We start from the raw sequence: 21803 nt of genomic DNA on the forward strand, positions 1-21803 counted from the left end.
GGATTAGATCCTTTAATCTAACCCTTTATCCAAACCACCAGAACGAATTATGGTCACATAAGACACTAATATTGCTATGATAACTACCATAATGCTTCTTACCGCCTTTTTTACGACGTCCTTTAGCATAAAGACTGGTAGTAACACCTTGTAATCCTAATGCAGGATTACTGCTTTCTGGTTAAAAACTTTGTGTTTCTGTATCCATGCTTGAATGCCTCCCAAATTTCTTTGTATTAATGTTATACAATCTTCAAAGCAATATTTTTAAAATAAATTTTGAACGTTAAAAATATTCAATTAAGCGTCAATTATATAGAATTTCCTTTAAACTGGTGTATGATTTGTACATATATTTTATGGGAGCAAAAACTAATGAAAGATATTCTAAATAATCTGGCCTTTAATCCATACATTTTTTCTATATGCTTAACCTTCGCAATCACTCGTCCAGCCAAAATAGATTTTCTTTTATATCCAATTCTTTTTATTCCTGTATTATTTGGTTACCAATATATGTTGATTACCATTCTCGTGGTTCAACTCATTTGTCAAATTTTTTCACGATATAACGTAGAATTGTTGAAAAAATTATTTTTCTACTATTTTGTCCTAATTCTTTATCCCATTTTAGGAGAATTACTTGGATGGGTTATTCAAATATTTTCACATTTTGTTTTACATAAATTCCTGGATTATTTAACTCTCAATATAATTTGTTTTATACCTGAAATATTAATTTGCATTCTTATTTATTTCACAAAAAAACGGCACAGCTTAAAAATCTCAAAAATCAGTTCTGATATTAGCTATAATCCTAATTTCTTAAATCTATTAGTATGGATTGTTTGGATTTTTAATATTGTCACTTACGCCATTTGGACCGTAATTGAACTAATTAACATTAAACCAATCGTAGAATTAGTATTGATGATAGTAGTATTGCTTATTATCGTAATTCTATTACTTAATCTATATAAAACTATTCAAGAAAGCCAAAAAATTCTAAAAACTCGTATTCAAAATGCAGAAATAAAACAAATTCAGGAATATTCTTCTCGCTTAGAAGAAGTAAATCTTACCTTACGAAAAGCTCGTCATGATTATAAAAATAGCCTTCTTTCATTAAATGGTTACTTATCAACCAATGACATAGAGGGTGCAAAAAAGTATCTCATTGAGCTAGTTAATGATAATAATCGTTTACAAAATGCTAATAAATCAATGACTTTAGAATTAGCCAATCTAAAGATAAAGGAATTAAAGTATTTAATAATCGATAAGCTACAACAAGCACAGGACAAAGGCATTCAGACTAAAGTGGAAATTAATAAACAAATCGATGCCTTTCCTACAAGTATCGTCAATATAATTAGATGCGTTGGAATCTTTCTCGATAATGCAATCGAAGCTTGTCAAAATCAAAAAAATGCAAAAATATCTGTCTTAATTACAAAATACTCTGGAAATAATTATTCTTTAACTGTTCAAAATACTATTACTCACTTTGTTGATGTTACTAAATCGTTAGAACCAATGGTAACTAGTAAACAGAACCATGAAGGATTAGGACTAAATAATGTAAATGAAATAGTAAATAATGATCCATATTTATCATTGGAGATTGAACAAAATGCAGAAGAAATTTCATTTGAATTAATAATTCAGGAGGAAAAAAATAATTAAATGTTAGCGATCATAATCTTAGAAGACAATATTACTGAGAGAAAGCTTATTCAACAAATGATTGAAAACAGAATTCAAATAAATTCAACCCCATACCCTTACGATGCACGAGTTATCCTCAGTACTGGAAACCCACAAACCGTTTTAAACTATATCGAAGAACATAAAGATTTTAATTTCCTAGCCTTTTTAGATATCGATCTCAAAACAGACTTAGATGGAATTGAAGTTGCTAGTCATATTAGAAACATTGGTATTTTTAGCCAAATAGTTTTTGTTACCGCAGATGCGACAGCATTACGTCTCACAATTGAACGCCACGTTGAACCTCTAGATTACATCACTAAAGATGCAACTCCTGCACAAATTAAGCAAAAAATATACAATACCCTTGATACAGCATATCAACGGTATCGTATATCAATGAAGTCCACGATGCGTACAAAGTATTTTACGTATAACAAGATAAAAAACTTTATAGAAAAAATTCCTCTAAATGAAGTATTTTATATTAGTATTCAACAGAAAAAATATAAAACCTTGCGGGTATACTCAAAGAATAAGATCTTTGATTGTATTGGAACACTTAAAGATTATGAAAAAAGATATCCTAGTTTAGTTTTGGCAGATCGACAAAGTTTAATAAATTTAGATGCTGTTCAAAATTACGATCAAAAGAATGGAATCGTTTATTTTGATAAAACAGTTTCACATACTGTAGCTGTACGACGTAGACGCGCAATTATGCTCAAATTAAAAGAAAATCCACAGTAACTCATCTAATAAATATTCAAGATTGATTTTGTACATTATTATTAACTTATTTTTCAATTAAAAGTACTTCGTCACACATTTTTCACAAATAAGGGGTATGATAGAAGTGTAGTAAACAAAGAGATTTTACTACACTCAACTTTTTTGTTTTTCATTCATACTCCTCCAAGTAAATAATGAAAATAAAAAGAATTGACTTTCACTAGTCAATTTCATATCTATCCCTTTCGGCTCACGTGCGTTGCGTGAGCTTTTCTTTTTCGCTTAAAAAAATCGCATAACTTTCTTTACCATTTCATAAGAATTTAAACATTTTTAGTTCACAATTTCTCTGTAGTATATAAATTGTAGCAAGGAGGTAGAACTTGTTACATACTCCCACTTTTTTATTTCATTCATTCTTACTCCTCCAAAGTAGATGAAACTAATAAGACCTGCATAACTTGCAGGTCTTTTCCTTTTTTCTAGGTATTTTAACCTGTATACTGAAATGAGAAAGCGAGGCATTTTTATGTTTTCACCGTCAATCCAACATTTAATTGAAGAAAAATCTGGCTCTTTTTTGATTCCAGCCAGTCGAATTGCGTTTGTTCAAGCGGACAATCCCCTTTATCATGCCTTTTTGATTCTGACAAAAGTCAAATATTCGAAAATCCCCGTCCTTGATAAAGATCGAAAAGTAGTTGGCTTATTGAGCTTAGCAATGATTACCGATGAAATGTTGAAAGTAGACAAAATTTCAATAGATCCATTAAATGAATTGAAGGTTCAAGATGTGATGCAAACAGATTTTGACAAGATTAATTTTGTTCAAACTACTCTTGAAACCCAACTTCATTTATTAGTCGACAACGCCTTTCTTCCTGTAGTAGATGATCGTGGAATATTTCAAGGATTATTAACCCGGCGTGAATGGATTAAGGCTTTCAACTATGTAGTTCATACTTATGATAATCATTATCAGGTTCAGGAAATCAAAGACACAAACTCTCAAAGCTTAATTAATACCAAGTAGCAGTTTCTAAAATAGAGACTGCTTTTTCTAAATTAGAATGATTATAATTTACTTTTATAAAAAGCGTGCTAAAATTGGTCTAGTAATGTTACGTTATTTCTAGATTTTTGGAGGGAAAATTATGCTCAAGCACCAATGGAAATTTATTGTAGTGCTCATAGTGGGTATTATTGGAGCTATTTCCGCATTTGGTTTTAATCAACCTATTGTGGCAGAAGTTCTAATCGATATTATCGGAGTTTATACTGCTATCACCATGGCAATCGAAATGATCGGTGATATCCGTAAGGGTCGATGGGGCGTTGATATCCTAGCAATTATTGCCATCGTTTCTACCATGGTTATTCGTGACTACTGGGCAGCTTGGATGATTTTGGTTATGTTTACAGGTGGGGAATCACTTGAAGATTATGCAACCAGTCAAGCTGACAAGGAGCTACGTTCACTTCTTGACAACACTCCTCGAACTGCCAATAAACTCGTCAATGGCGAATTAGTACAAACTAATGTAGATGATTTAAAGATTGGCGACCACGTTATTGTTAAGCCTGGTGAGCAAGTTCCAGTTGACGGTAAAATCATTAAGGGGACTTCTAGCTTTGATCAATCTTCACTTACTGGTGAATCCGTACCAGTTACAAAGAAGCCTGGTGACAATCTAATGTCTGGATCGATCAACGGGGATGTAGCCGTAGAAATGGAAGTTACTAAACTTGCCAAAGATTCTGAATATCAATCTATTGTTGCTTTAGTCAAATCTTCTGAAGCTAAACCTGCAAAATTCGTTAAGATGGCTGATCGTTATGCCGTTCCATTTACTATTATTTCCCTGGTAATAGGAATTATTGCGATGGCTATGGGAGGCTGGAATTTCACTCGTTTTGCGGAAGTTATGGTTGTGGCCTCTCCTTGTCCCCTTCTAATTGCTGCTCCAGTAGCCTTAGTTTCTGGAATGAGCGCAATGTCACGCAATCATATTATTGTTAAATCTGGGACAACTCTTGAAAAGTTATCACGTGCCAAGACTTTTGCCTTTGATAAGACTGGTACCTTAACTCAAAACAAGCTTGAAATCAGTGATATTATTCCTGCAGAAGGTTTTACTAAAGAGGAAATTCAATCTTTAGCTGCTAGTGCTGAACAACAATCTAGTCACATTATTGCTACTTCACTTGTTGACAACACTCCTAAAGATAAAATCTTGCCTGTTAGTCATTTAACTGAAACTACTTCCCAAGGTGTGGAAGGAACAGTAGATGGTAAAACCGTCAAAGTTGGTAAACTAGGCTTTGTTGCGCCAAAGCATGAAAAGATTAATGTTAATGCCACAGCAATCTATGTTTCTATTGATGGAAAATTTGCTGGCTACATCACTTTCCAAGACAAGATTCGTCCTGAAACTCCAGAAACAATTGCGCGCCTACGCCGTCAAGGAGCTAAGCAAATTATGATGCTTACCGGTGACCATAGCGAAGTTGCTCAAAAGATTGCTAAACTTGCTGGTGTAACTGAAGTAAAGTCAGATTTACTTCCTAAGCAAAAAATTCAAGCGATTCGCGATGTGCCTAAAGACTTGCGGCCGGTTGTCATGACTGGTGATGGGGTAAACGATGCTCCAAGTTTGACCGCCGCAGATGTCGGAATCGCTATGGGTGCGCAAGGTGCCACCGCTGCTAGTGAAAGTGCCGACGCCGTTATTATGGTTAATGATTTAAGTAAGATCAATGACGCCGTTGCCATTGGTAAACACACGATGCGCGTTGCCAATATTGATGTTTTAACTGCGATCTGTATCGTTATTATTCTAGAAATTATCGCTGCAACTGGTATTATTCCGGCCTTCTTAGGTGCTATTCTTCAGGAAGTTGTCGATTTAATCACTATCTGTTTAGCACTACTTGCTAAGACTAAGCCCAGCAGCAAAGAACTTGGTGAAAAAGAACAAAGCTAAGTTGCATGAAAATCTAAAAACCACTAAAATATGTACTAATTAAATTATTTTTAGTGGTTGGAGTTGAAAAGCTTTCAAGAATTCGCCTTTTTGGGTCAAAAGGCAACTTGAAGGCTTTTTCTTTTTTTAGAAAAGAGGTTTTGAATGGAATTTTTAGGAGAATTAATTCTTATTCTGCTGACAACAACTTTACTGGGACAATTATTTTCTCGGTTAAATATGCCAGCAGTAATCGGACAATTATTATCAGGAATCGTTTTAGGACCTGCGATTTTAAATTGGGTAAAACCTAACGATATCGTAAGTTTATTTTCCGAATTTGGTGTCATTTTGCTGATGTTTTTAGCTGGACTTGAGAGTGATCTTGATTTGTTAAAAAAATACTTCAAGTTAAGCTTCACCGTTGCCAGTGTCGGAGTAATTTTACCAGTAATATTTGCGGGCTTAGCTAGTTATGCCTTTGGTATGAAGCCACTTGAAGCGCTCTTTATTGGAATTGTTTTTGCTGCAACCAGCGTTTCAATTTCGGTGGTAGTTCTCCAAGAAGCTAATCAGTTGCACACGCGCGCAGGAACGGCCATCTTAGGAGCAGCCGTTGTCGACGATATTTTGGCAGTGGTTGTACTTAGTTTATTTACCACATTCAGCCACGAAGGAGGTAAAAGTGGCTTAACCGATAACTTCTTCTTAAATCTTTTAATTGAAGTAGTTTACTTCGGTGCTGTTTGGGTAATTTATAAATTTATCGCGCCATACTTCATGAAGACAGCAGAAAAGCTAGATGTTAACTATTCTGTAGTTATCGCATCCCTCGTTCTAGCACTGGCAATGGCTTGGGCTGCAGACTTTGTTGGCTTAAGTGCAGTAGTAGGGGCTTTCTTTGGGGGGTTAGCAATTCGCCAAACACCTCAATATAAAGAAGTTAATTCTTCTGTTTCTGCAATTGGATATTCAATTTTTATTCCAGTATTCTTTGCCGATATTGGCCTTTCGATGACCTTTGCCAGCTTTGTGAAGGATATTTGGTTCATTATCGTGATGACTGTACTGGCACTTCTTTCAAAATTCTGGGCCGGAAAGTATTCTAGCGAGCTCTTCGGCTTTAGCAAGGGTGAAGGAAATATTGTTGGTGCAGGAATGGTATCTCGAGGGGAAGTGGCATTGATTGTGGCCCAGATTGGAATTAATCATCATCTTTTCCCTGAAGATATTTATTCCAGCTTGATCTTGGTAATCATTGTCACAACAGTAATTTCACCGTTCATTTTGAATTACTACATTAAGAAACAAAATACGGTAACTGAATAAAGTAAAAGAAGTTAGCACGAGCTAACTTCTTTTTAGTTCACATTAATGTTTCCATTGGAAGTGTCTATTTCTAACACACTATTGGCATTAGATTTTTTGCTGTATTCTTCACCCTTCTTTTTCCCTTTAAAAGTTACCGTGCCATTTGAAGTTAATAAATCATAACCTTCAGCATCACTATGAGAAATATTCACACTGCCATTTGAAGTATCAATTTCTCCTTGTTTAACAATAACATCCTTCGCACTTACATTTCCGTTAGAACTATCTATTGATACATCCTTTATATTATTGGTAGGAACAATAATTGTGATAAGTGGCACTCTTCTACGTCGATTAAAGAGATCCCAAATATTGCCCATAATAAAGGAGTGGTGGGGAGAAGTAATTTGCAATGTATCTCGTTTTACTTTTATATCGGGAATTGTATTTTCTTTCCCATTGTAAATAACTTTATAACTATCCCCTTTTTTAATTTCAATATCGGCATTACTAGTATTTACATCAATCTTACTAAATTTAGGAACACTTAAGTTTTTAACAGTAGCAGACTCTCCTTGCTTAGAGCTTAATGTCAATAGTAGCTATATTCCAACTAAAAATATAAGAGAGAATACAATTATATTTTTTATCGCAACTTTTCTGTTCATAAATAATCCTCCAAAGATCTACTAATTTAGTATTATTTCTGAATAAATCAGATAAAATATACAAAATGTACAATTAGTAGTCAAGCACTATAACGCTATTATTCGTTAATTACTTTTATAATCATTCAAATCAATAATTCCATCATATTCATTAAGTTCATCATTATTATAATGATGAATCACTTCTACAAAAGTTAAGTTTGAATTTAGTAAATATTGATGTATTTCATCAGATGTTTTCTTATCAAGTGATGCATTGATTTCATCCAGTAATAATATAGGTCGATTAGCTAAAATTGCCCTAGCAAGTTCAATTCTTTCCAATTGTCCTCCTGATAATTGATCTGCATTATTTCCTAGGTAATATTCAAATCCTTTTTCCTTTACAAGTGATATTAAATCCAGTTTTTCACATACTTCTAGTACTTTATCGCGTGCAATGTTTGCTCCTAAAGTCAAATTAAACAATAAACTATCTGCAAAAATCACAGGAGCTTGACTAGCATAAGCAAAAATATCTGTAAACGTTCCAGCTTTTTTCAATTTTTGATTAAGTAAAATTTGTTCAGCTTTTCCAAAATTGCCATACATCATGAATTGCAATAGGGTAGATTTACCCATTCCAGAAGGCCCAATAATTGCTTGTTTACTCCCTACTTTAATTGTTAAGTTAAGTCCTTCAATAAATTGTTTATCTTTTCGCTTGAGAGCAATATCTGTAAAAGTTAAATCTCTTACCTTTTCTTTATTTTTATTTTGCTTCTTTTCTGCCAAAGTTAAATATGTGTTAGTCTTTTCAACAATTTTCTTAGTAGTTGAAAGTTTATTACGATCTTCTAAAATGATTAGAATTGGATTTACAAAAGAATTAGCTAATTGCACAATTGCAAATAGAGCTCCTAAGGTCGTTAATCCTTTAATCACCATATAAATTCCGACTAAAAATGGTACTAAAAATGTTACAGAACTAGCTAGTAAATTTATCCATGAACCTGTATCAAGATCTAAAAGATTCATTTTACGTAATGCCGATTCCAACTTCAAAACTTGAATTTGATTTTTCTTAGTGGCATTATCTTGTTTACCATATAGTCTTAACGTCTGACTTCCAGCTAAGAAATTTTTAGTTTGATTAACATAATCGCTATTAGCTTTCGTCCAATTTTCTGATGCTGATTGAATAGCCCTTTGAAAAAGGCTTGAAACGAGCATTGGCACAAAAGAACCAATTAAGAAGAGCAAAGTTACTAACCAGTTAACTACTAAGGCATATCCTAAAGCCATTAGTAAGGTACAACCTTGCATTAAAATTTCAATTTGAGCGTTAAATCGATTAGTTTCGAGTAATTTAAAATCACTAGTTAAAAAACCTAAACTATTCGTATTTTCTTCTACACTTTGATTCAGCATCCCTTTAAAGATATGAATACGTAGGTAAGTATTAACCTCTTTAATGGCACTAGTTTTTAACCGATTAAAAACTAAACTTGCTAAAAAGGAAAGCACATAACCAGTTAAAACAATTAATAAGAAGTTACCAACTTGATTCCATTTCTTTTCCGTAGCGATATTTGTCAAAGTTTGCACCATATAAGCCATTACGATTGTCATAGAACTTGCCAAAAGACCAGCGATAATCATTAAGACAAACTTGAAATGATTTGAATATTTATACAGCATAATATCTTCTCCTTTCTTTGAAATTTAAGCTATTATGGCATGATTTTTTTAGTTAAAAATGATAAATTGCATATATGCAATACAAAGTTTAAGGAGAAAAAATGACGTCAATTGGAGAAAAATTTCGTAAATTAAGAAAAGAACAAAATATAACATTAACACAAGCTTCAAAAGGAATTTGTGATCCATCTAATCTCTCTCGTTGGGAAAATGACAAAATTACCCTTGAATTCAACAAAGTACTAGCTCTCTTAAATCGTATTCACGTTACTCCCACAGAATTCATCAATTACGCTAAACTTAAACAAGAAAATGAAATTCCTCAAGAATACATTGAAGCCATAAACAAGGAAGATAATACTCAAATTAAGACTTTAGCATTAAAGCAGCTCAAGATTTACCACAACAAACGTAAAATTTACGATTTATATTTAGCAATTATTTTGTGTAATCAATATTTGCTCATTACTGGTGAAAATCTGTTACCATTTCAAGATCAGATGCATCTCTACACTTATCTCTCAAAAATCACGATTTGGACCAGTTGGGATTTAAGCTTTTTTGGTAACTGTGTTTTCATGATTAAACCTGATAAAGTTCATGCCATTGCCATGAATGTTCTTCATAATCATTCTTTAGCTGATCAGGATGTAAATAACTTGATGGTGATGTTGGGTATTCTAGGCGATGCAACAATTTCCTTAATTTTTCGCAAAGATGTGATTCACGCACAGAAATTACTAAATGAGATTAAAGCAATTGAAATGCCACATTATTTAGAATTCTTTACTTTAGTATTTACATTTTTAGAAAAGGTCATCCAATATACAAAGACTCATGATAAGCAAATTGTCTTAACGTTCATTGAAACCATTCAAAATTTAGGAATGATCAAATCTACTAACATCTTTATTGATATTTTTAAACATGTGCAAGTATTAACTGATTATTTAGCATAACAAAAAAGCTAACAGATTCTCTTTCCTAGGAATCTATTAGCTTTTTCTGTTTCACATGAAACTAAAATAGTCCAATACAGTTATATGCCATGTGCGTGATCATCGAGTAACGCAAATCCTTGGTTGTCAAATATACCCATGAAAGCACGCATCCCAATACCCAGTAAACTACAATGTACTTAGTAATCATTGGATCATGCACATAAGCAAAGAGAAAACCGCAGGCTAAAATCCCAATCCACTTATTGAAACGCGTAGCTTTAGTAAAGAATGTATTGAAAAACATCCCTCTAAAAATAATTTCCTCACAAAATGGCCCCACAAAGCCCACCATGATCTTAAACAAGCCTGTATTACGATCGGCTAATTGATTCAAGGCCGCCTGATTAGAAGAAACATCATGACCTCCTCTGTTTACCAGCGTTAAAGTAATTGCTCCTAAAAAGAAGATCAAGAAAAAGCCAATCACGGCAATTCCCAATCTCTTTGCATCCCAGTGCGGTTCTTTATTAAAACCCCAATAATTGACTTCGCGGAGTTCTTTTTTATAAAGCCAAAACAAAAAGCCCATCACAAGTATCGTTAAGACTGCCGTAACAAATGCCTGGTTAGGAATGTGATAGCGAAGATGGATAAGTTGAGGATAGAAATAAAATTCCTCTAAGAGTGTGTAGATGACGAATGCCAAAAACATTACCGCAATGTTGCCGGCATAGTGGAAAAACTTTCTCATAATTTCAACACCTTTAATTCAAATTTTACCAATACTTAATTATAATGGACATAACACAACATACCCAAGGGGCCGAACTATATGACATACTTACACTTTTTTGCACAAAATAGGGAATTCTCCTATTTTTCCATTCTTTTAACTATATCACTATTTGCCTTCTTAATCTCCTGGTTAGTTGAGCCACGTAGATTAATTAACGGTATTTTATTTACTATTTTTCTGATTTTACTCGCTGCATGGACAACTATTATGATCTTTTCAACTCATTTAAAGACGCTGCAGATGGTCTATGCTCTTTTAGTATTGGGCTTTTTCTTCTTAGTATTTGTCGTAATCGCCTTTTCATGGCTATTCTGTTTTTGGAATGCCTATTTTGTTTGGAAATATGAGAGTCACACTCTACCAAACTTGCTGACGCTTCTTTTAGGAATCAGCTTAATTGCCGTTTGGATAATTTCTCTTAGTGGTCCTGCTCGCTACTTTCCGCGCTGGCTTAATGCCCTTTTAATGACGGCTCCAGTTATTGCAGTATATCTTCTTTTTATTATGTACAACTTTTTAGTTAACTTGCTGCTCTACCAATTCGTTCCACGTCATTATAATCAAGATTACCTTATCGTTTTAGGAGCAGGCCTTCTACATGGAGAGGTCGTAACGCCACTTTTAGCCGCGAGAATAGACCGTGCTATCCAATTTGCGAATAAACAAGAGCTTAAAGGTCATAAAACGCCAAAATTTATCATGTCCGGTGGACAAGGCGGCGATGAAAAAATTTCCGAAGCACAAGCAATGGCAAATTATGCAATTAGTCGCGGAATCGATCCTAACGATATTTTATTGGAGGATCAATCAAAAAACACTTATCAAAATATGCTCTTCTCCAAAGAGATTGCGATTCAAGATTATGGTAATAGCGACTTTAAAGCCAAATTCTTTAGCAACAATTACCACATCTTTCGGGCTGCCCTTTATGCAAAAATGGCTGGTTTACGCGCTAACGGTGTGGGATGCTATACGCGACTTTACTTTTTACCAAATGCAATAATTCGTGAATTTGCCGGTGTATTCGTTATGCATAAAAAACGCCATTTTATTGTAATTGGTTTAATCACAATATTCTGCGTTGTACAAGCTATTCTTATTGCTTTAAATATTGCCAAATACCAAATGATGTAACCTTTAAGAATTGCCTAAGCTGAGCTAACCAATTAAATAAATTCTTTACTTAATGATATAATTTTAATAATCAAATTATATACGTAGAAAGGAATAGCATATGCTTCAACTTGAGCACTTATACAAATCTTATCACGTTGGAGACAACGTTACCCATGCATTAGACGATGTCTCCATTTCTTTTCGTGATCAAGAATTTGTTGCAATTCTTGGCCCCAGTGGTTCAGGGAAAACCACTTTACTAAATGTTATCGGTGGTTTAGACCGTTATGATAAAGGTGACATGATCATCAACGGGAAGTCCACTAAGAACTTTACCGAAACTGACTGGGACGCTTATCGAAACAACACCGTCGGTTTCATTTTCCAAAATTACAACTTGATTTCTCATCTATCAATTGTAGCCAACGTGGAACTAGGAATGACCTTGTCAGGTGTTCCTGCTAAAAAGCGTCATGAAAAAGCTATCAAAGCTTTAACCGAAGTCGGCTTAAAGGATCACATCGATAAAAAGCCTAACCAATTATCTGGTGGACAAATGCAGCGTGTAGCTATTGCCCGGGCAATAGCTAATGACCCAGATATTTTGCTTTGTGACGAACCAACTGGAGCTCTTGATACCGAAACTTCCGTCCAAATCATGGAATTAATCAAAAAGCTCTCCAAGGATCGCTTAGTTATCATGGTTACCCATAACCCCGAACTCGCTGAGCAATACGCTACTAGAATCGTGCGTTTCCAAGATGGTAAGATTCTTAGCGACTCTGATCCTTATACCCCGCATGACGTCAAGGACACTTTCAAACTTAAGCGTACCAAGATGTCATATTGGAATGCGATCAAGCTTAGTTTTACCAATATTATGACTAAGAAGGCTAGAACTACTTTAACGGCTTTTGCATCAAGTATTGGGATTATCTCGATTGCAGTTGTTCTAGCTTTATCTAATGGTTTTCAAAAGCAAATCAATACTACCATGAGTAAGGCTTTGGCTAAATATCCTGTTTCAATTACACAAACAGCCACTGACATGATGTCCGTTGAAACGCGCAAAGAATCGGATAAAAATGTCAAAAATCGCGGCTATGTAACGGCTCAAAAAGATCAAAATCAACAGGCAACTCACACTAATAAAATTACGCAAAAATACATTGATTACATCAAAAAGATCAATCCAAACTATGCCAACAACATTTCTTATCAACGTGCCACTAATTTAAATTTGCTTTCTCAAGTAAATGGCAAAATTCAACGTGTGCAATTTTCAAATGTTGACCAAAGTGCGAGCCAGTCCATCTCAGCCATGCGTTCACAAGCGATGAGTTCCATGGGAATCGGCTCCAGCGTCTTTCCAACTACTCTGGATAAGAGCAAGGGCAATTTCTTAAAACAAAACTATCAGCTTTTATCTGGAGCTTGGCCTACTAAAGATACTGACCTTGTTTTAGTTACTGATAACAAAAACACCGTTAACATCAATTCTCTTAAGAATTTAGGTTTTGACGTTGAAGATGGAAACAAGATCAAATTTAATAAGTTAATCGGCAAGCAATTCAGCGTAGTTTCAAATAATAATTACTATCAAGAATTACCAACAGGGATGTTTGTTCCACGTAAAACTAGCCAAAACATGTACAATTCCGGAACTAAATTGCGCTTGAGCGCGGTTATTAGACCAAAAAACGAAGATTCAATGGCTCTTCTTTCAACTGGAATTGCTTATAGTGATAAGTTAACTCAAAATGTAATTGATCAAAATGAGAACTCTGTCATTGTTAAAGCTCAAAAAGCTAGCGATCGAAATGTTTTAACGGGACAAAGTATGAATAATTCTCAAAAAGAGCAAATGTTACAGACTCTAGGTGCAACATCTGTTCCAACTGGAATTATGATCTATCCAAATAATTTTGATTCTAAAGACAAAGTTCTGGATTACCTCGATAAATGGAATAAAGGTAAGAGTAAAAAGGATCAGATCATTTACACTGATATGTCGAGTGCCGTTACAACAATGACAGGGGGCTTATTAAACGGAATTACGACCGTTTTAGTTGCCTTTGCGGCAATCTCACTGATCACTTCTATGATTATGATTGGAATCTTGACTTACACTTCAGTGCTTGAAAGAACCAAAGAAATTGGTGTATTGAAGGCTTTAGGTGCTCGAAAACGTGACATTACCCGAGTATTTGACGCAGAAACATTTATTTTGGGTGTATTTGCTGGTGTATTGGGTGTGGGCATCGCCTACCTGTTAACCTTCCCAATCAATAGTGTGATTTATCACATTACTGATCTAGCCAACGTGGCTCAACTCAACCCAGTTCATGCGTTGATCTTGATCATCATTTCAACTGTATTAACACTTCTTGGAGGGCACTTACCTGCTAGAATGGCTGCCAAAAAGGATGCTGCGATTGCCTTAAGAAGCGAATAAAACTAAAATAGTATTTAAATTTTGCTCAGTTAAAATTTTTGCTTATTATCCTTTACCTAAGTAAAATTGAATATCTTTTAAAAAGAAAAACTGCCTTTCTTATTTGGATAGACAGTTTTTTATTAGTAAAAGTTACACACAATCCACAGAGTTTTCCACAAGATGTTGATAAAGTATGTATATAATTTCCATATCTTGTGGTTTTTCCTAAATTATAGCCAACGGTTGTTTCGCAGTTGGTTGCATGAAATCGCTATTTATAAGTCTTAACTCATCGTCTGTTAACTTTATTCTTTGAGCTGCAAGATTTTCCTTCATATGCGTGACTTTGCCCGCTTTTGGAATTGATAAAATGTCTCCACTTCTAAGCGCCCACGCAAGCATGATTTGATGCGGCGTTGCGTCATGAGCACGAGCAACTGCTTTAAGATTATGAGTAATTCGAATTGTGTTACCTTCACCTGAATTAAAAGGTGAATAACCAATAAAATTAACCCGATTTTCCTTTTGCCATGGAAGTAAATCATATTCAACACCACGATGATCCAAATTATACAAATCTTCATTGGCATAACATTTTTCTCCATTGGGCACACTGAAAAGTTCCTGCATATCGGAAGTATCAAAATTAGAAACACCCCATTGACGAATTAGGCCCTCTTTTTTCAACTCTTCAAGTCCACGTACAGTATCTGACAAGCGATGACTTCCGCGCCAATGAAGCAAGTAAAGGTCCAAATAATCTGTATTCAACCTAGTTAAAGTCTCTTCTAAACTTTTTCTTTCAAGGTCCGGAGTTGCATGGTAAGGATAAAACTTAGAAATAATATACATTTGACTACGATCATAACCTTTAATGGCTTCACCGATTAACTTCTCACTTTTACCTTCACCATACATCTCCGCTGTATCAATAATTCTTATCCCATTGTCTAAACCGTAGCGAAGCGAAGCTATCTCATCTTTTTTCTTTTTGGGATCTTCGCCTATATTCCAGGTACCCATTCCTATTCCAGTTAAATCCATGACTTTTTTCACCTCACTTAAATTCTACTACTAAATTTCAATATATTCTGATTTGACAAAATGGCATAGACCATTTTATAATGGACTAGACCAGTAAACAAGGAGGGTTTAATCATGATGAAAGTTATTGTTAGAGAAAACGACATTCAAGGTGGAGCAGCAGCTTTTGAAATTTTTGAAAAAGGTATCAAGAATGGTGCTAAGGTCTTAGGCCTTGCAACTGGATCTACCCCAGTGACTCTTTACCAAAATTGGGTTAAGAGCGATCTTAATTGCGATGATTTAACTAGTATCAACCTTGACGAATATGTCGGCTTAAAACCTGATGATCCTCAAAGTTACCACTACTTCATGAAGGAACACCTATTTAACAAGAAGCCATTTAAACATTCTTATGTTCCTGATGGTGTTGAAGCTGCAAAAGATCCCCAAAAAGCAGCTGATGATTATAACAAGATTATTAAAGATAATCCAATTGATATTCAATTGCTTGGAATCGGTCGAAACGGCCACATCGCCTTCAACGAACCTGGTTCTTCATTTGATACAGTAACGCGCGAAGTTAAACTTACTGAAAATACTATCAAGGCAAATTCTCGCTTCTTTAATAACATTGATGATGTTCCAACTAGCGCAATCTGCATGGGTATTGCTAACATCATGTCTGCCAAGAAGATCGTATTGATGGCTTTTGGCGAAAAGAAAGCTCATGCAATTAAAGAAATGATTGAAGGCCCTATTACTGAAGAAGTTCCTGCATCAATTTTGCAAAAGCATCCCGACGTAACAGTGATTGTCGATGAAGCAGCTGCAAAAGAATTAGACGACAAATACAAAAAATAATACTTTGACCAAAGCTTGAGCCGTGCCGAATTGGTGCGGTTTTTCTTTTGCTCAGATAAGTTTTTGCTTCAAAATCACTTGACTTTTTGACGTGAAACAGAATTAATTTTTTCCTTGTGACACACAATATCTCGTATTAAACTAGTAAATGTTCTATATGTGGTATTAAGAAAGAATGTGATCCAAGTTATTGTATTAAGTGGGCCAATTGGAGCCGGTAAATCCAGTTTAACCAGTAATCTAGCTGAACATTTAGGAACGCAAGCATTTTATGAAGGCGTTGATAACAATCCTGTCCTTCCTTTGTATTACAAGGATATGAAGCGTTACACCTTTTTGCTTAACACTTATTTGCTTAACCATCGTTTAGCTCAAATTAACCAAGCCATTCAAGAAAAAAACAGCGTATCTGACCGTTCAATTTATGAAGATGCACTCTTCTTCAAGATGAATGCCGACAGCAAAGTAGCTGATCCAACCGAATTCAAGATCTATGATGATTTGCTTGAAAATATGATGGAAGATACTCCAGGTAATCCAAGCAAGAAGCCTGATCTGCTTATCTACATCCACGTTTCGTTAGATACAATGCTTGAACGTATCAAAAAGCGTGGCCGTTCATTTGAACAGTTATCAACTGATCCAGGTTTGAAGGATTATTACGCTAGACTTCTCAGCTATTATGAGCCATGGTATGAGCATTACAATGCTTCTCCTAAGATGGAAATCAATGGCGACAACCTTGACTTTGTAGTTGATGAAGATGCTAAAAAAGAAGTTTTGAGTGAGATTGATAATAAATTGCGTGAAATTGGCAATTTGTAAATAAAAAAGAAGGAACGTGATGACAGTTATTGTTTTAAGCGGACCAATTGGAGCCGGTAAATCCAGTTTAACCAGTATTTTGTCAGATTATTTAGGTACTAGGCCTTTCTATGAAAGTGTAGATGACAATCCTGTATTGCCATTATTTTACGCTGATCCTAAGAAGTATGCTTTCTTACTTCAAGTTTACTTTTTGAATACGCGCTTCCACAGCATTAAGGCAGCCTTGAGTGAAGATAACAACGTGTTAGATCGATCAATCTATGAAGATGCACTTTTCTTCCAAATGAATGCCGATATTGGTCGTGCAACTAGTGAAGAAGTCGATACCTATTACGAGTTATTACATAATATGATGGGTGAACTTAGCAGAATGCCTAAGAAGAATCCCGACTTGCTTGTTCATATTGATGTTTCATATGATACGATGATCAAGCGAATTAAAAAGCGCGGCCGTCCTTATGAACAATTGAGCTATGATTCAACTTTGGAGGATTACTACAAGCGCCTACTTGAATACTACAAGCCATGGTATGAAAAATACGATTATTCACCTAAGATGACAATTGACGGTGATGAGTTGGACTTCATGGCTAGTGAACATGATCGTCAAATTGTCCTCGATCAAATCACAGCCAAGTTGAAGGAAATGGGTAAACTTCCCGAAGATTGGGATAAAACCACTGACATTCGAATTGAAGCATAGTAAAAAGCTACTAATAAGATTCCGTCTTATCGGTAGCTTTTTGTGTGTCTACTTTTTCAAAGCTGCAGCTTCAGCTTCTTCTGGAGTGTTTGATGGAGTAAGTTTTACACTTGCCGTTATGAATTTTACATCACTTGCCCTTACATAAGCCTTATGCCCTACATTAATGGTACTCCAGTGCGAAGTTGGAGTAGTACTTGCATAGAAACTTGTTCCAACTAAATGATAAAATAATTCTACTTTTTTCTCACTCGGTACCCAAATATAAACTAATTTATCAACTTTAAGGTGACCCATTTGCTTACTAATAAGTTGACCATCATGATCTTGTAATGTCCCATCCTCATTAAAGACCTCAGTGTTTTTAGGAAATGTAATATAAGAAAAATTTTCATAAAAATAATCATGAAGGGGTAACTTTTTAGCCGCTTTTACATCAGAAGCGTTAATCCATTTATCAGTTCCCTTAATATGATAATAATTATCATCATTCTCACTATCTTCGGAAAGCTTATTATATTCTAAACGGTCAACCTTAAATTGCGTACCTACGGGCGTAAAGCGGGCAGTTCCTTTATAACCATTATCAATTTGTGTAATTACTCGAGTAGGGGTAGTAACAGTTACAGTAGTTTCTTCTTTACTTGTTGCGTTATTTGTTACATTGGCATTATAAGCAACGACAGGTCCCAAATTATATGATTTAACATATTGCTTAGATGGTCCACTTACTCTAAAGTAATATTTACCATCCTTGAATTTATATGAGCCACCATAAGTCGTAATTGTTTGACCCTTATACAACTTCCACTGGTTTTGGTAGCTGGTACGACGAGTCGAAGTACTATAAATATAGGTATTGTGCGTGATTCTTCTAGTCACACCATCAATGTTGGTCGCCTTTAAATATTGATCTTTATCGGCAACTTTGTAGTAATAACTGCCATCAATTTTTATAGGATTGGCAACAATTTTCGCATAACTAAAGGCTTTGTAGGTCACTCCTGTGTCCTTACCGTCTTTATCGTAAGCAGTAGCAGTGTGCATTACCATCTTGTTCCTCACACTAGTCTCTGCTGCTTGAGCAACTTTAACAGAAGAACTTAAAGTGCCTACAGATGCTAAACTTAACGCAATAATTAATGCTAGTTTCTTCTTCATAAGTATTCATCCTTTTTCAATCTTTATATCACTTATTATCTTCTCTCAAATAAGTTATTTCAATAAGAAAAAATCTCGAAATTTAAATAAGAATTCCTTGCGTTACTATTGGCTTATTTTTAATATAATTAAATTTTCTTCTTTCAAAAACTATAAAGTTAATTTTAAAAAACTTGCTTTTATTTAAGAACCACAAAAGCGGATTCATCAATATTGATGAGTCCGCTATAATTAGTTTTACAGAATATTCCAGAATTTAATTTTACTTAATCTCAGCCTATTTAGTTCCAAGATAATTCATAGATCCGATTTAAAACTGTTGTATTTTCATTATCAACTTTTGCATGATATGCAACAGTTAAATAGCCATGATTCTCCCCAATAATTTGAATACTTTCTACTTCACTATGATATCCAGGAATATCTAACCCTTTAAATCCACTCAAATTTACTGATTCCCATTGAGATTCATCATTTTGAGCATAGCTTGGAATTTTAATAAGCTGCTTATGATGAGAAGTCCAAATTCCTTTTTTTAAAGAGGGATGAAGTTGGCTAGAAATATAAATATTACCTTTTTCATCAAGATCAAATCCTTGGATGGAATTAATAACACTATCTTGATCCGTTCCATAAAGGTTAGAAACAGTAAAACTATTTTCATATGGGAAATTTTCAAGACTTACATAGCCCGTTCCAGCATTATCTAAAGCATTATTGATCTTTGATAAATCATAAATAGTAAAATGCCCAATATGCTTATCTTCCACTGTGGCAATTAAGAATTTAGTATAATCCGATGAAACTGCCGCTTCTGCATGTGTCATTGAATCACCACCATAGGGAGCGCTTCCAGCATAACTAAGATAGGCTAAACGTGGAAAATCAAGGTTAGAGGAATGATGACGTGAAGTATTACGGATATTTACACGTGCAATTTGTTTTGCCCAGTTATAATTTGGATCATTGTGTGATGGTTTAATACCCACAAACCAATTATCTTTTTTACCAGAATATTCCCACGTTTGAGTATGGCCCCCTGCTTCTCCAGCTAATTCTAGAATAGGAGTATTAATATTGCTTCCACGATACCCACGTAAAATAGTAGTTGTAGCTCCTCTTAATTGAAGCCCATAAACATACTTTGCTCCCACATTACCTTTTTGTACCACAGCTGGATAACCAGTTCTCATATCAAATTGACTTAAAATACTGATGTCAGTCGTTTCATTTAAGTGTCTCATAATAAAACCTCCACAAAATTTAAAAACTTACTTGTCTTGAGTGTCTTGCTGGGCATTCATTTCTTTTGCAACCTCTCTAAAAATGTCCTGCATCTCTTGTTCATTTAACTTAAACCCCTTAGCTTCCAAGCCGTCAATTACTGCATTTCCAATCCGGTTAATCTTTTGATCACTAGACAGATTTTCCTTATCGTAAAGATGGACGTAACTTTTCATCAAGTTATCTGCAGTATTGCGAAACTGCTCCAAGCGTTTATTTTTGAAATGAACCTTACTCAAGATTCCAATTCCTACAACACTGATAAGCCATAACCCTAGCATTATCAGTTCAACATCATCATGAATATCCATGATTGTCTTAATTCACCTCTCTTTGACAAAGGGTGGGTTAAAAGTCCATGTGACGTCACCTCTGTTTTTAAATATTCAACAGTTGATCTTACCCATTATTCGGTATTGACGTATTATTGTTGACATAGTATACGTCAACGTACTACAATGAGGGTATAAGAAAGAGCCTAAAACCATTAATCCTTATTCCCACACAAAAATTTCTGGTTATTAGTTGGCTTTCAACTTGTTGACGATTCCTATAATAAGCTTATAAGCATAATTGGTCAATAGATAATTTACGCTTTAAAGCTTATTTGATGTAATAAAATCTGGAGAATCCCTTGCTATGATTGAATTTGAGCGCACTAAAGAATTAGCAAAAAAAAATAAATTATCGTTATTAGAGGTTAATGATCGAGCCGGTTTAGGTACGAAAAGTATTTATAATTGGAAAACTCGAAAACCTGGCACCATGGCATTAGCAGCAGTAGCTGAGGTGTTACATACCTCAATAGATTATTTAAGTGGAGTAACCGATGACCCTGATCCTCACGTTCAAAACTCCGTATCGTTAGATCAAGAAGTGCCTTATTCATATCATGGCTATCATGTACCAAAAAAGTACTTGGACATGGTCCGGGGATTGATGGAAGCGGATATTAAAGAAAGAGAAGCAAAGAAAAATGATGGTGGACAACACTGATCGCGAAAACCAACTAATCGAGTATTTACTTAATTATGCTTACGAGCATAATATTGGATATATTTTATTTCAGGCAGATCCTCATTATCCTTCAATTACGATGAAAAGTAAGCGTGAAATCGGAATCAATCTAAATTGGCATAATCATTCTCCGGAAGTTCCTTTCACAATAGCCCATGAAATTGGACACGTTATGATTGATAGCCCAGATATGAAACAATTCGATTGCATTGGTTACGGCACTCAAATTGAAGAAGAATCTCCGGCCGATGTTTTTGCACTTCATTTAGTTTACAAATATTCCTGTCTTCAGGAAGATGGTTTTTATGATCCGCTATCATTTCTCAAAGCTTATGGAATTCCTCTAAGAATGATCCATGTGGCCTACGATATGTTCGCTGAAGAAAACAACTGCACGACTTACGAATATTGGCACGACTTAAAAAACTCATATTATTAAGAAGATTTGAATATAAAAAATACGCTAAGCTCTACAAAAACTTAGCGTATTTTTTATCTTACTTTTCTAAATTGCTTGTCTTATACCTCCCTTTTTTGTATATTTAGGAAAACTCGAATTTTAGAAAGTC

20 protein-coding genes and 1 other annotated feature are annotated in these 21803 nt (G+C 34.7%); of the genes, 13 read left to right on the forward strand and 7 right to left on the reverse strand.

Annotated elements, in window-relative coordinates; all coding sequences use genetic code 11:
- The first annotated feature begins 375 nt into the window (after positions 1-375).
- The 5 genes from KBW87_RS07755 to KBW87_RS07775 all read left to right on the forward strand — a co-directional run bounded on the left by KBW87_RS07755 (position 376) and on the right by KBW87_RS07775 (position 6734).
- Positions 376-1686 (forward strand): sensor histidine kinase, encoded by a 1311-nt coding sequence (locus KBW87_RS07755; protein ID WP_236695244.1) that lies wholly within the window; start codon positions 376-378, stop codon positions 1684-1686.
- Positions 1687-2460 carry a LytR/AlgR family response regulator transcription factor gene (locus KBW87_RS07760; protein ID WP_057809007.1) on the forward strand — a complete coding sequence of 258 codons (774 nt, stop codon included), beginning with the start codon at positions 1687-1689 and terminating at the stop codon, positions 2458-2460.
- Positions 2461-2971: 511 nt separating this feature from the next.
- The gene (cbpB, locus tag KBW87_RS07765; protein ID WP_004040000.1) at positions 2972-3475 is read left to right on the forward strand and encodes a cyclic-di-AMP-binding protein CbpB; all 504 of its coding nucleotides are present in this window, start codon (positions 2972-2974) and stop codon (positions 3473-3475) included.
- Between the two features lie 121 nt (positions 3476-3596).
- On the forward strand, positions 3597-5426 hold the full coding sequence (locus KBW87_RS07770) for a heavy metal translocating P-type ATPase (RefSeq protein WP_057809009.1): 1830 nt from the start codon (positions 3597-3599) through the stop codon (positions 5424-5426).
- Between the two features lie 55 nt (positions 5427-5481).
- Positions 5482-5530: a sequence feature (sodium ion sensor (DUF1646 type); this cis-regulatory element may regulate processes involved in with the transportation of sodium ions), on the forward strand.
- A gap of 40 nt (positions 5531-5570) precedes the next feature.
- Positions 5571-6734, forward strand: a complete 1164-nt coding sequence (locus KBW87_RS07775; RefSeq protein ID WP_057809011.1) for a cation:proton antiporter — start codon at positions 5571-5573, stop codon at positions 6732-6734.
- Positions 6735-6766: 32 nt separating this feature from the next.
- Here KBW87_RS07775 and KBW87_RS07780 read toward each other — a convergent pair whose 3' ends face one another.
- Both KBW87_RS07780 and KBW87_RS07785 read right to left on the reverse strand, forming a co-directional pair.
- Positions 6767-7312: a DUF4097 family beta strand repeat-containing protein gene (locus tag KBW87_RS07780; RefSeq protein ID WP_057809014.1), complete on the reverse strand. Its 546-nt coding sequence runs from the start codon at positions 7310-7312 to the stop codon at positions 6767-6769.
- A 177-nt stretch (positions 7313-7489) separates the two neighbouring features.
- Positions 7490-9064, reverse strand: coding sequence for an ATP-binding cassette domain-containing protein (locus tag KBW87_RS07785; protein ID WP_057809016.1), 1575 nt, complete (start codon positions 9062-9064; stop codon positions 7490-7492).
- A 101-nt stretch (positions 9065-9165) separates the two neighbouring features.
- Between KBW87_RS07785 and KBW87_RS07790 the strand changes: the two genes are divergently transcribed.
- Positions 9166-10023 carry an Rgg/GadR/MutR family transcriptional regulator gene (locus KBW87_RS07790; RefSeq protein ID WP_057809018.1) on the forward strand — a complete coding sequence of 286 codons (858 nt, stop codon included), beginning with the start codon at positions 9166-9168 and terminating at the stop codon, positions 10021-10023.
- A 61-nt stretch (positions 10024-10084) separates the two neighbouring features.
- Here the strand turns inward: KBW87_RS07790 and KBW87_RS07795 are convergent, their stop codons facing one another.
- Entirely contained in the window at positions 10085-10756 is a 672-nt protein-coding gene (locus tag KBW87_RS07795; protein WP_057809019.1) for a type II CAAX endopeptidase family protein, read from the reverse strand.
- Between the two features lie 81 nt (positions 10757-10837).
- Here KBW87_RS07795 and KBW87_RS07800 point away from each other — a divergent pair, with 81 nt between their 5' ends.
- Positions 10838-11935, forward strand: a complete 1098-nt coding sequence (locus KBW87_RS07800; RefSeq protein WP_057809021.1) for a YdcF family protein — start codon at positions 10838-10840, stop codon at positions 11933-11935.
- Between the two features lie 100 nt (positions 11936-12035).
- Positions 12036-14372 carry an ABC transporter ATP-binding protein/permease gene (locus tag KBW87_RS07805; protein WP_057809023.1) on the forward strand — a complete coding sequence of 779 codons (2337 nt, stop codon included), beginning with the start codon at positions 12036-12038 and terminating at the stop codon, positions 14370-14372.
- A 207-nt stretch (positions 14373-14579) separates the two neighbouring features.
- On the opposite strand, the gene KBW87_RS07810 is transcribed toward KBW87_RS07805, so the two are convergent.
- Entirely contained in the window at positions 14580-15398 is an 819-nt protein-coding gene (locus tag KBW87_RS07810) for an aldo/keto reductase (RefSeq protein WP_057809025.1), read from the reverse strand.
- Positions 15399-15515: 117 nt separating this feature from the next.
- Here KBW87_RS07810 and nagB point away from each other — a divergent pair, with 117 nt between their 5' ends.
- The 3 genes from nagB (at position 15516) to KBW87_RS07825 (ending at position 17772) form a co-directional block, all read left to right on the forward strand.
- Positions 15516-16241, forward strand: coding sequence for a glucosamine-6-phosphate deaminase (gene nagB / locus KBW87_RS07815; RefSeq protein WP_057809162.1), 726 nt, complete (start codon positions 15516-15518; stop codon positions 16239-16241).
- Positions 16242-16418: 177 nt separating this feature from the next.
- Positions 16419-17066 carry a deoxynucleoside kinase gene (locus tag KBW87_RS07820; RefSeq protein ID WP_057809164.1) on the forward strand — a complete coding sequence of 216 codons (648 nt, stop codon included), beginning with the start codon at positions 16419-16421 and terminating at the stop codon, positions 17064-17066.
- Between the two features lie 19 nt (positions 17067-17085).
- A complete protein-coding gene (locus tag KBW87_RS07825) occupies positions 17086-17772 on the forward strand; it encodes a deoxynucleoside kinase (RefSeq protein WP_057809027.1) in 687 nt (228 codons plus the stop codon).
- A 48-nt stretch (positions 17773-17820) separates the two neighbouring features.
- On the opposite strand, the gene KBW87_RS07830 is transcribed toward KBW87_RS07825, so the two are convergent.
- The 3 genes from KBW87_RS07830 to KBW87_RS07840 all read right to left on the reverse strand — a co-directional run bounded on the left by KBW87_RS07830 (position 17821) and on the right by KBW87_RS07840 (position 20528).
- Positions 17821-18933: an SLAP domain-containing protein gene (locus KBW87_RS07830; protein WP_057809029.1), complete on the reverse strand. Its 1113-nt coding sequence runs from the start codon at positions 18931-18933 to the stop codon at positions 17821-17823.
- A gap of 281 nt (positions 18934-19214) precedes the next feature.
- Positions 19215-20177: a helveticin J family class III bacteriocin gene (locus tag KBW87_RS07835; protein WP_057809031.1), complete on the reverse strand. Its 963-nt coding sequence runs from the start codon at positions 20175-20177 to the stop codon at positions 19215-19217.
- 27 nt (positions 20178-20204) lie between these two features.
- Positions 20205-20528, reverse strand: coding sequence for a hypothetical protein (locus KBW87_RS07840; RefSeq protein ID WP_057809033.1), 324 nt, complete (start codon positions 20526-20528; stop codon positions 20205-20207).
- A 328-nt stretch (positions 20529-20856) separates the two neighbouring features.
- Here KBW87_RS07840 and KBW87_RS07845 point away from each other — a divergent pair, with 328 nt between their 5' ends.
- Positions 20857-21213 (forward strand): helix-turn-helix domain-containing protein, encoded by a 357-nt coding sequence (locus KBW87_RS07845; protein WP_057809035.1) that lies wholly within the window; start codon positions 20857-20859, stop codon positions 21211-21213.
- Positions 21194-21673: an ImmA/IrrE family metallo-endopeptidase gene (locus tag KBW87_RS07850; RefSeq protein ID WP_057809037.1), complete on the forward strand. Its 480-nt coding sequence runs from the start codon at positions 21194-21196 to the stop codon at positions 21671-21673. Before KBW87_RS07845 ends, KBW87_RS07850 begins: the two co-directional genes overlap by 20 nt.
- Positions 21674-21803 lie beyond the last annotated feature (130 nt).

It is taken from the genome of Lactobacillus intestinalis (genome assembly GCF_024397795.1).
Lineage (GTDB): Bacteria > Bacillota > Bacilli > Lactobacillales > Lactobacillaceae > Lactobacillus > Lactobacillus intestinalis.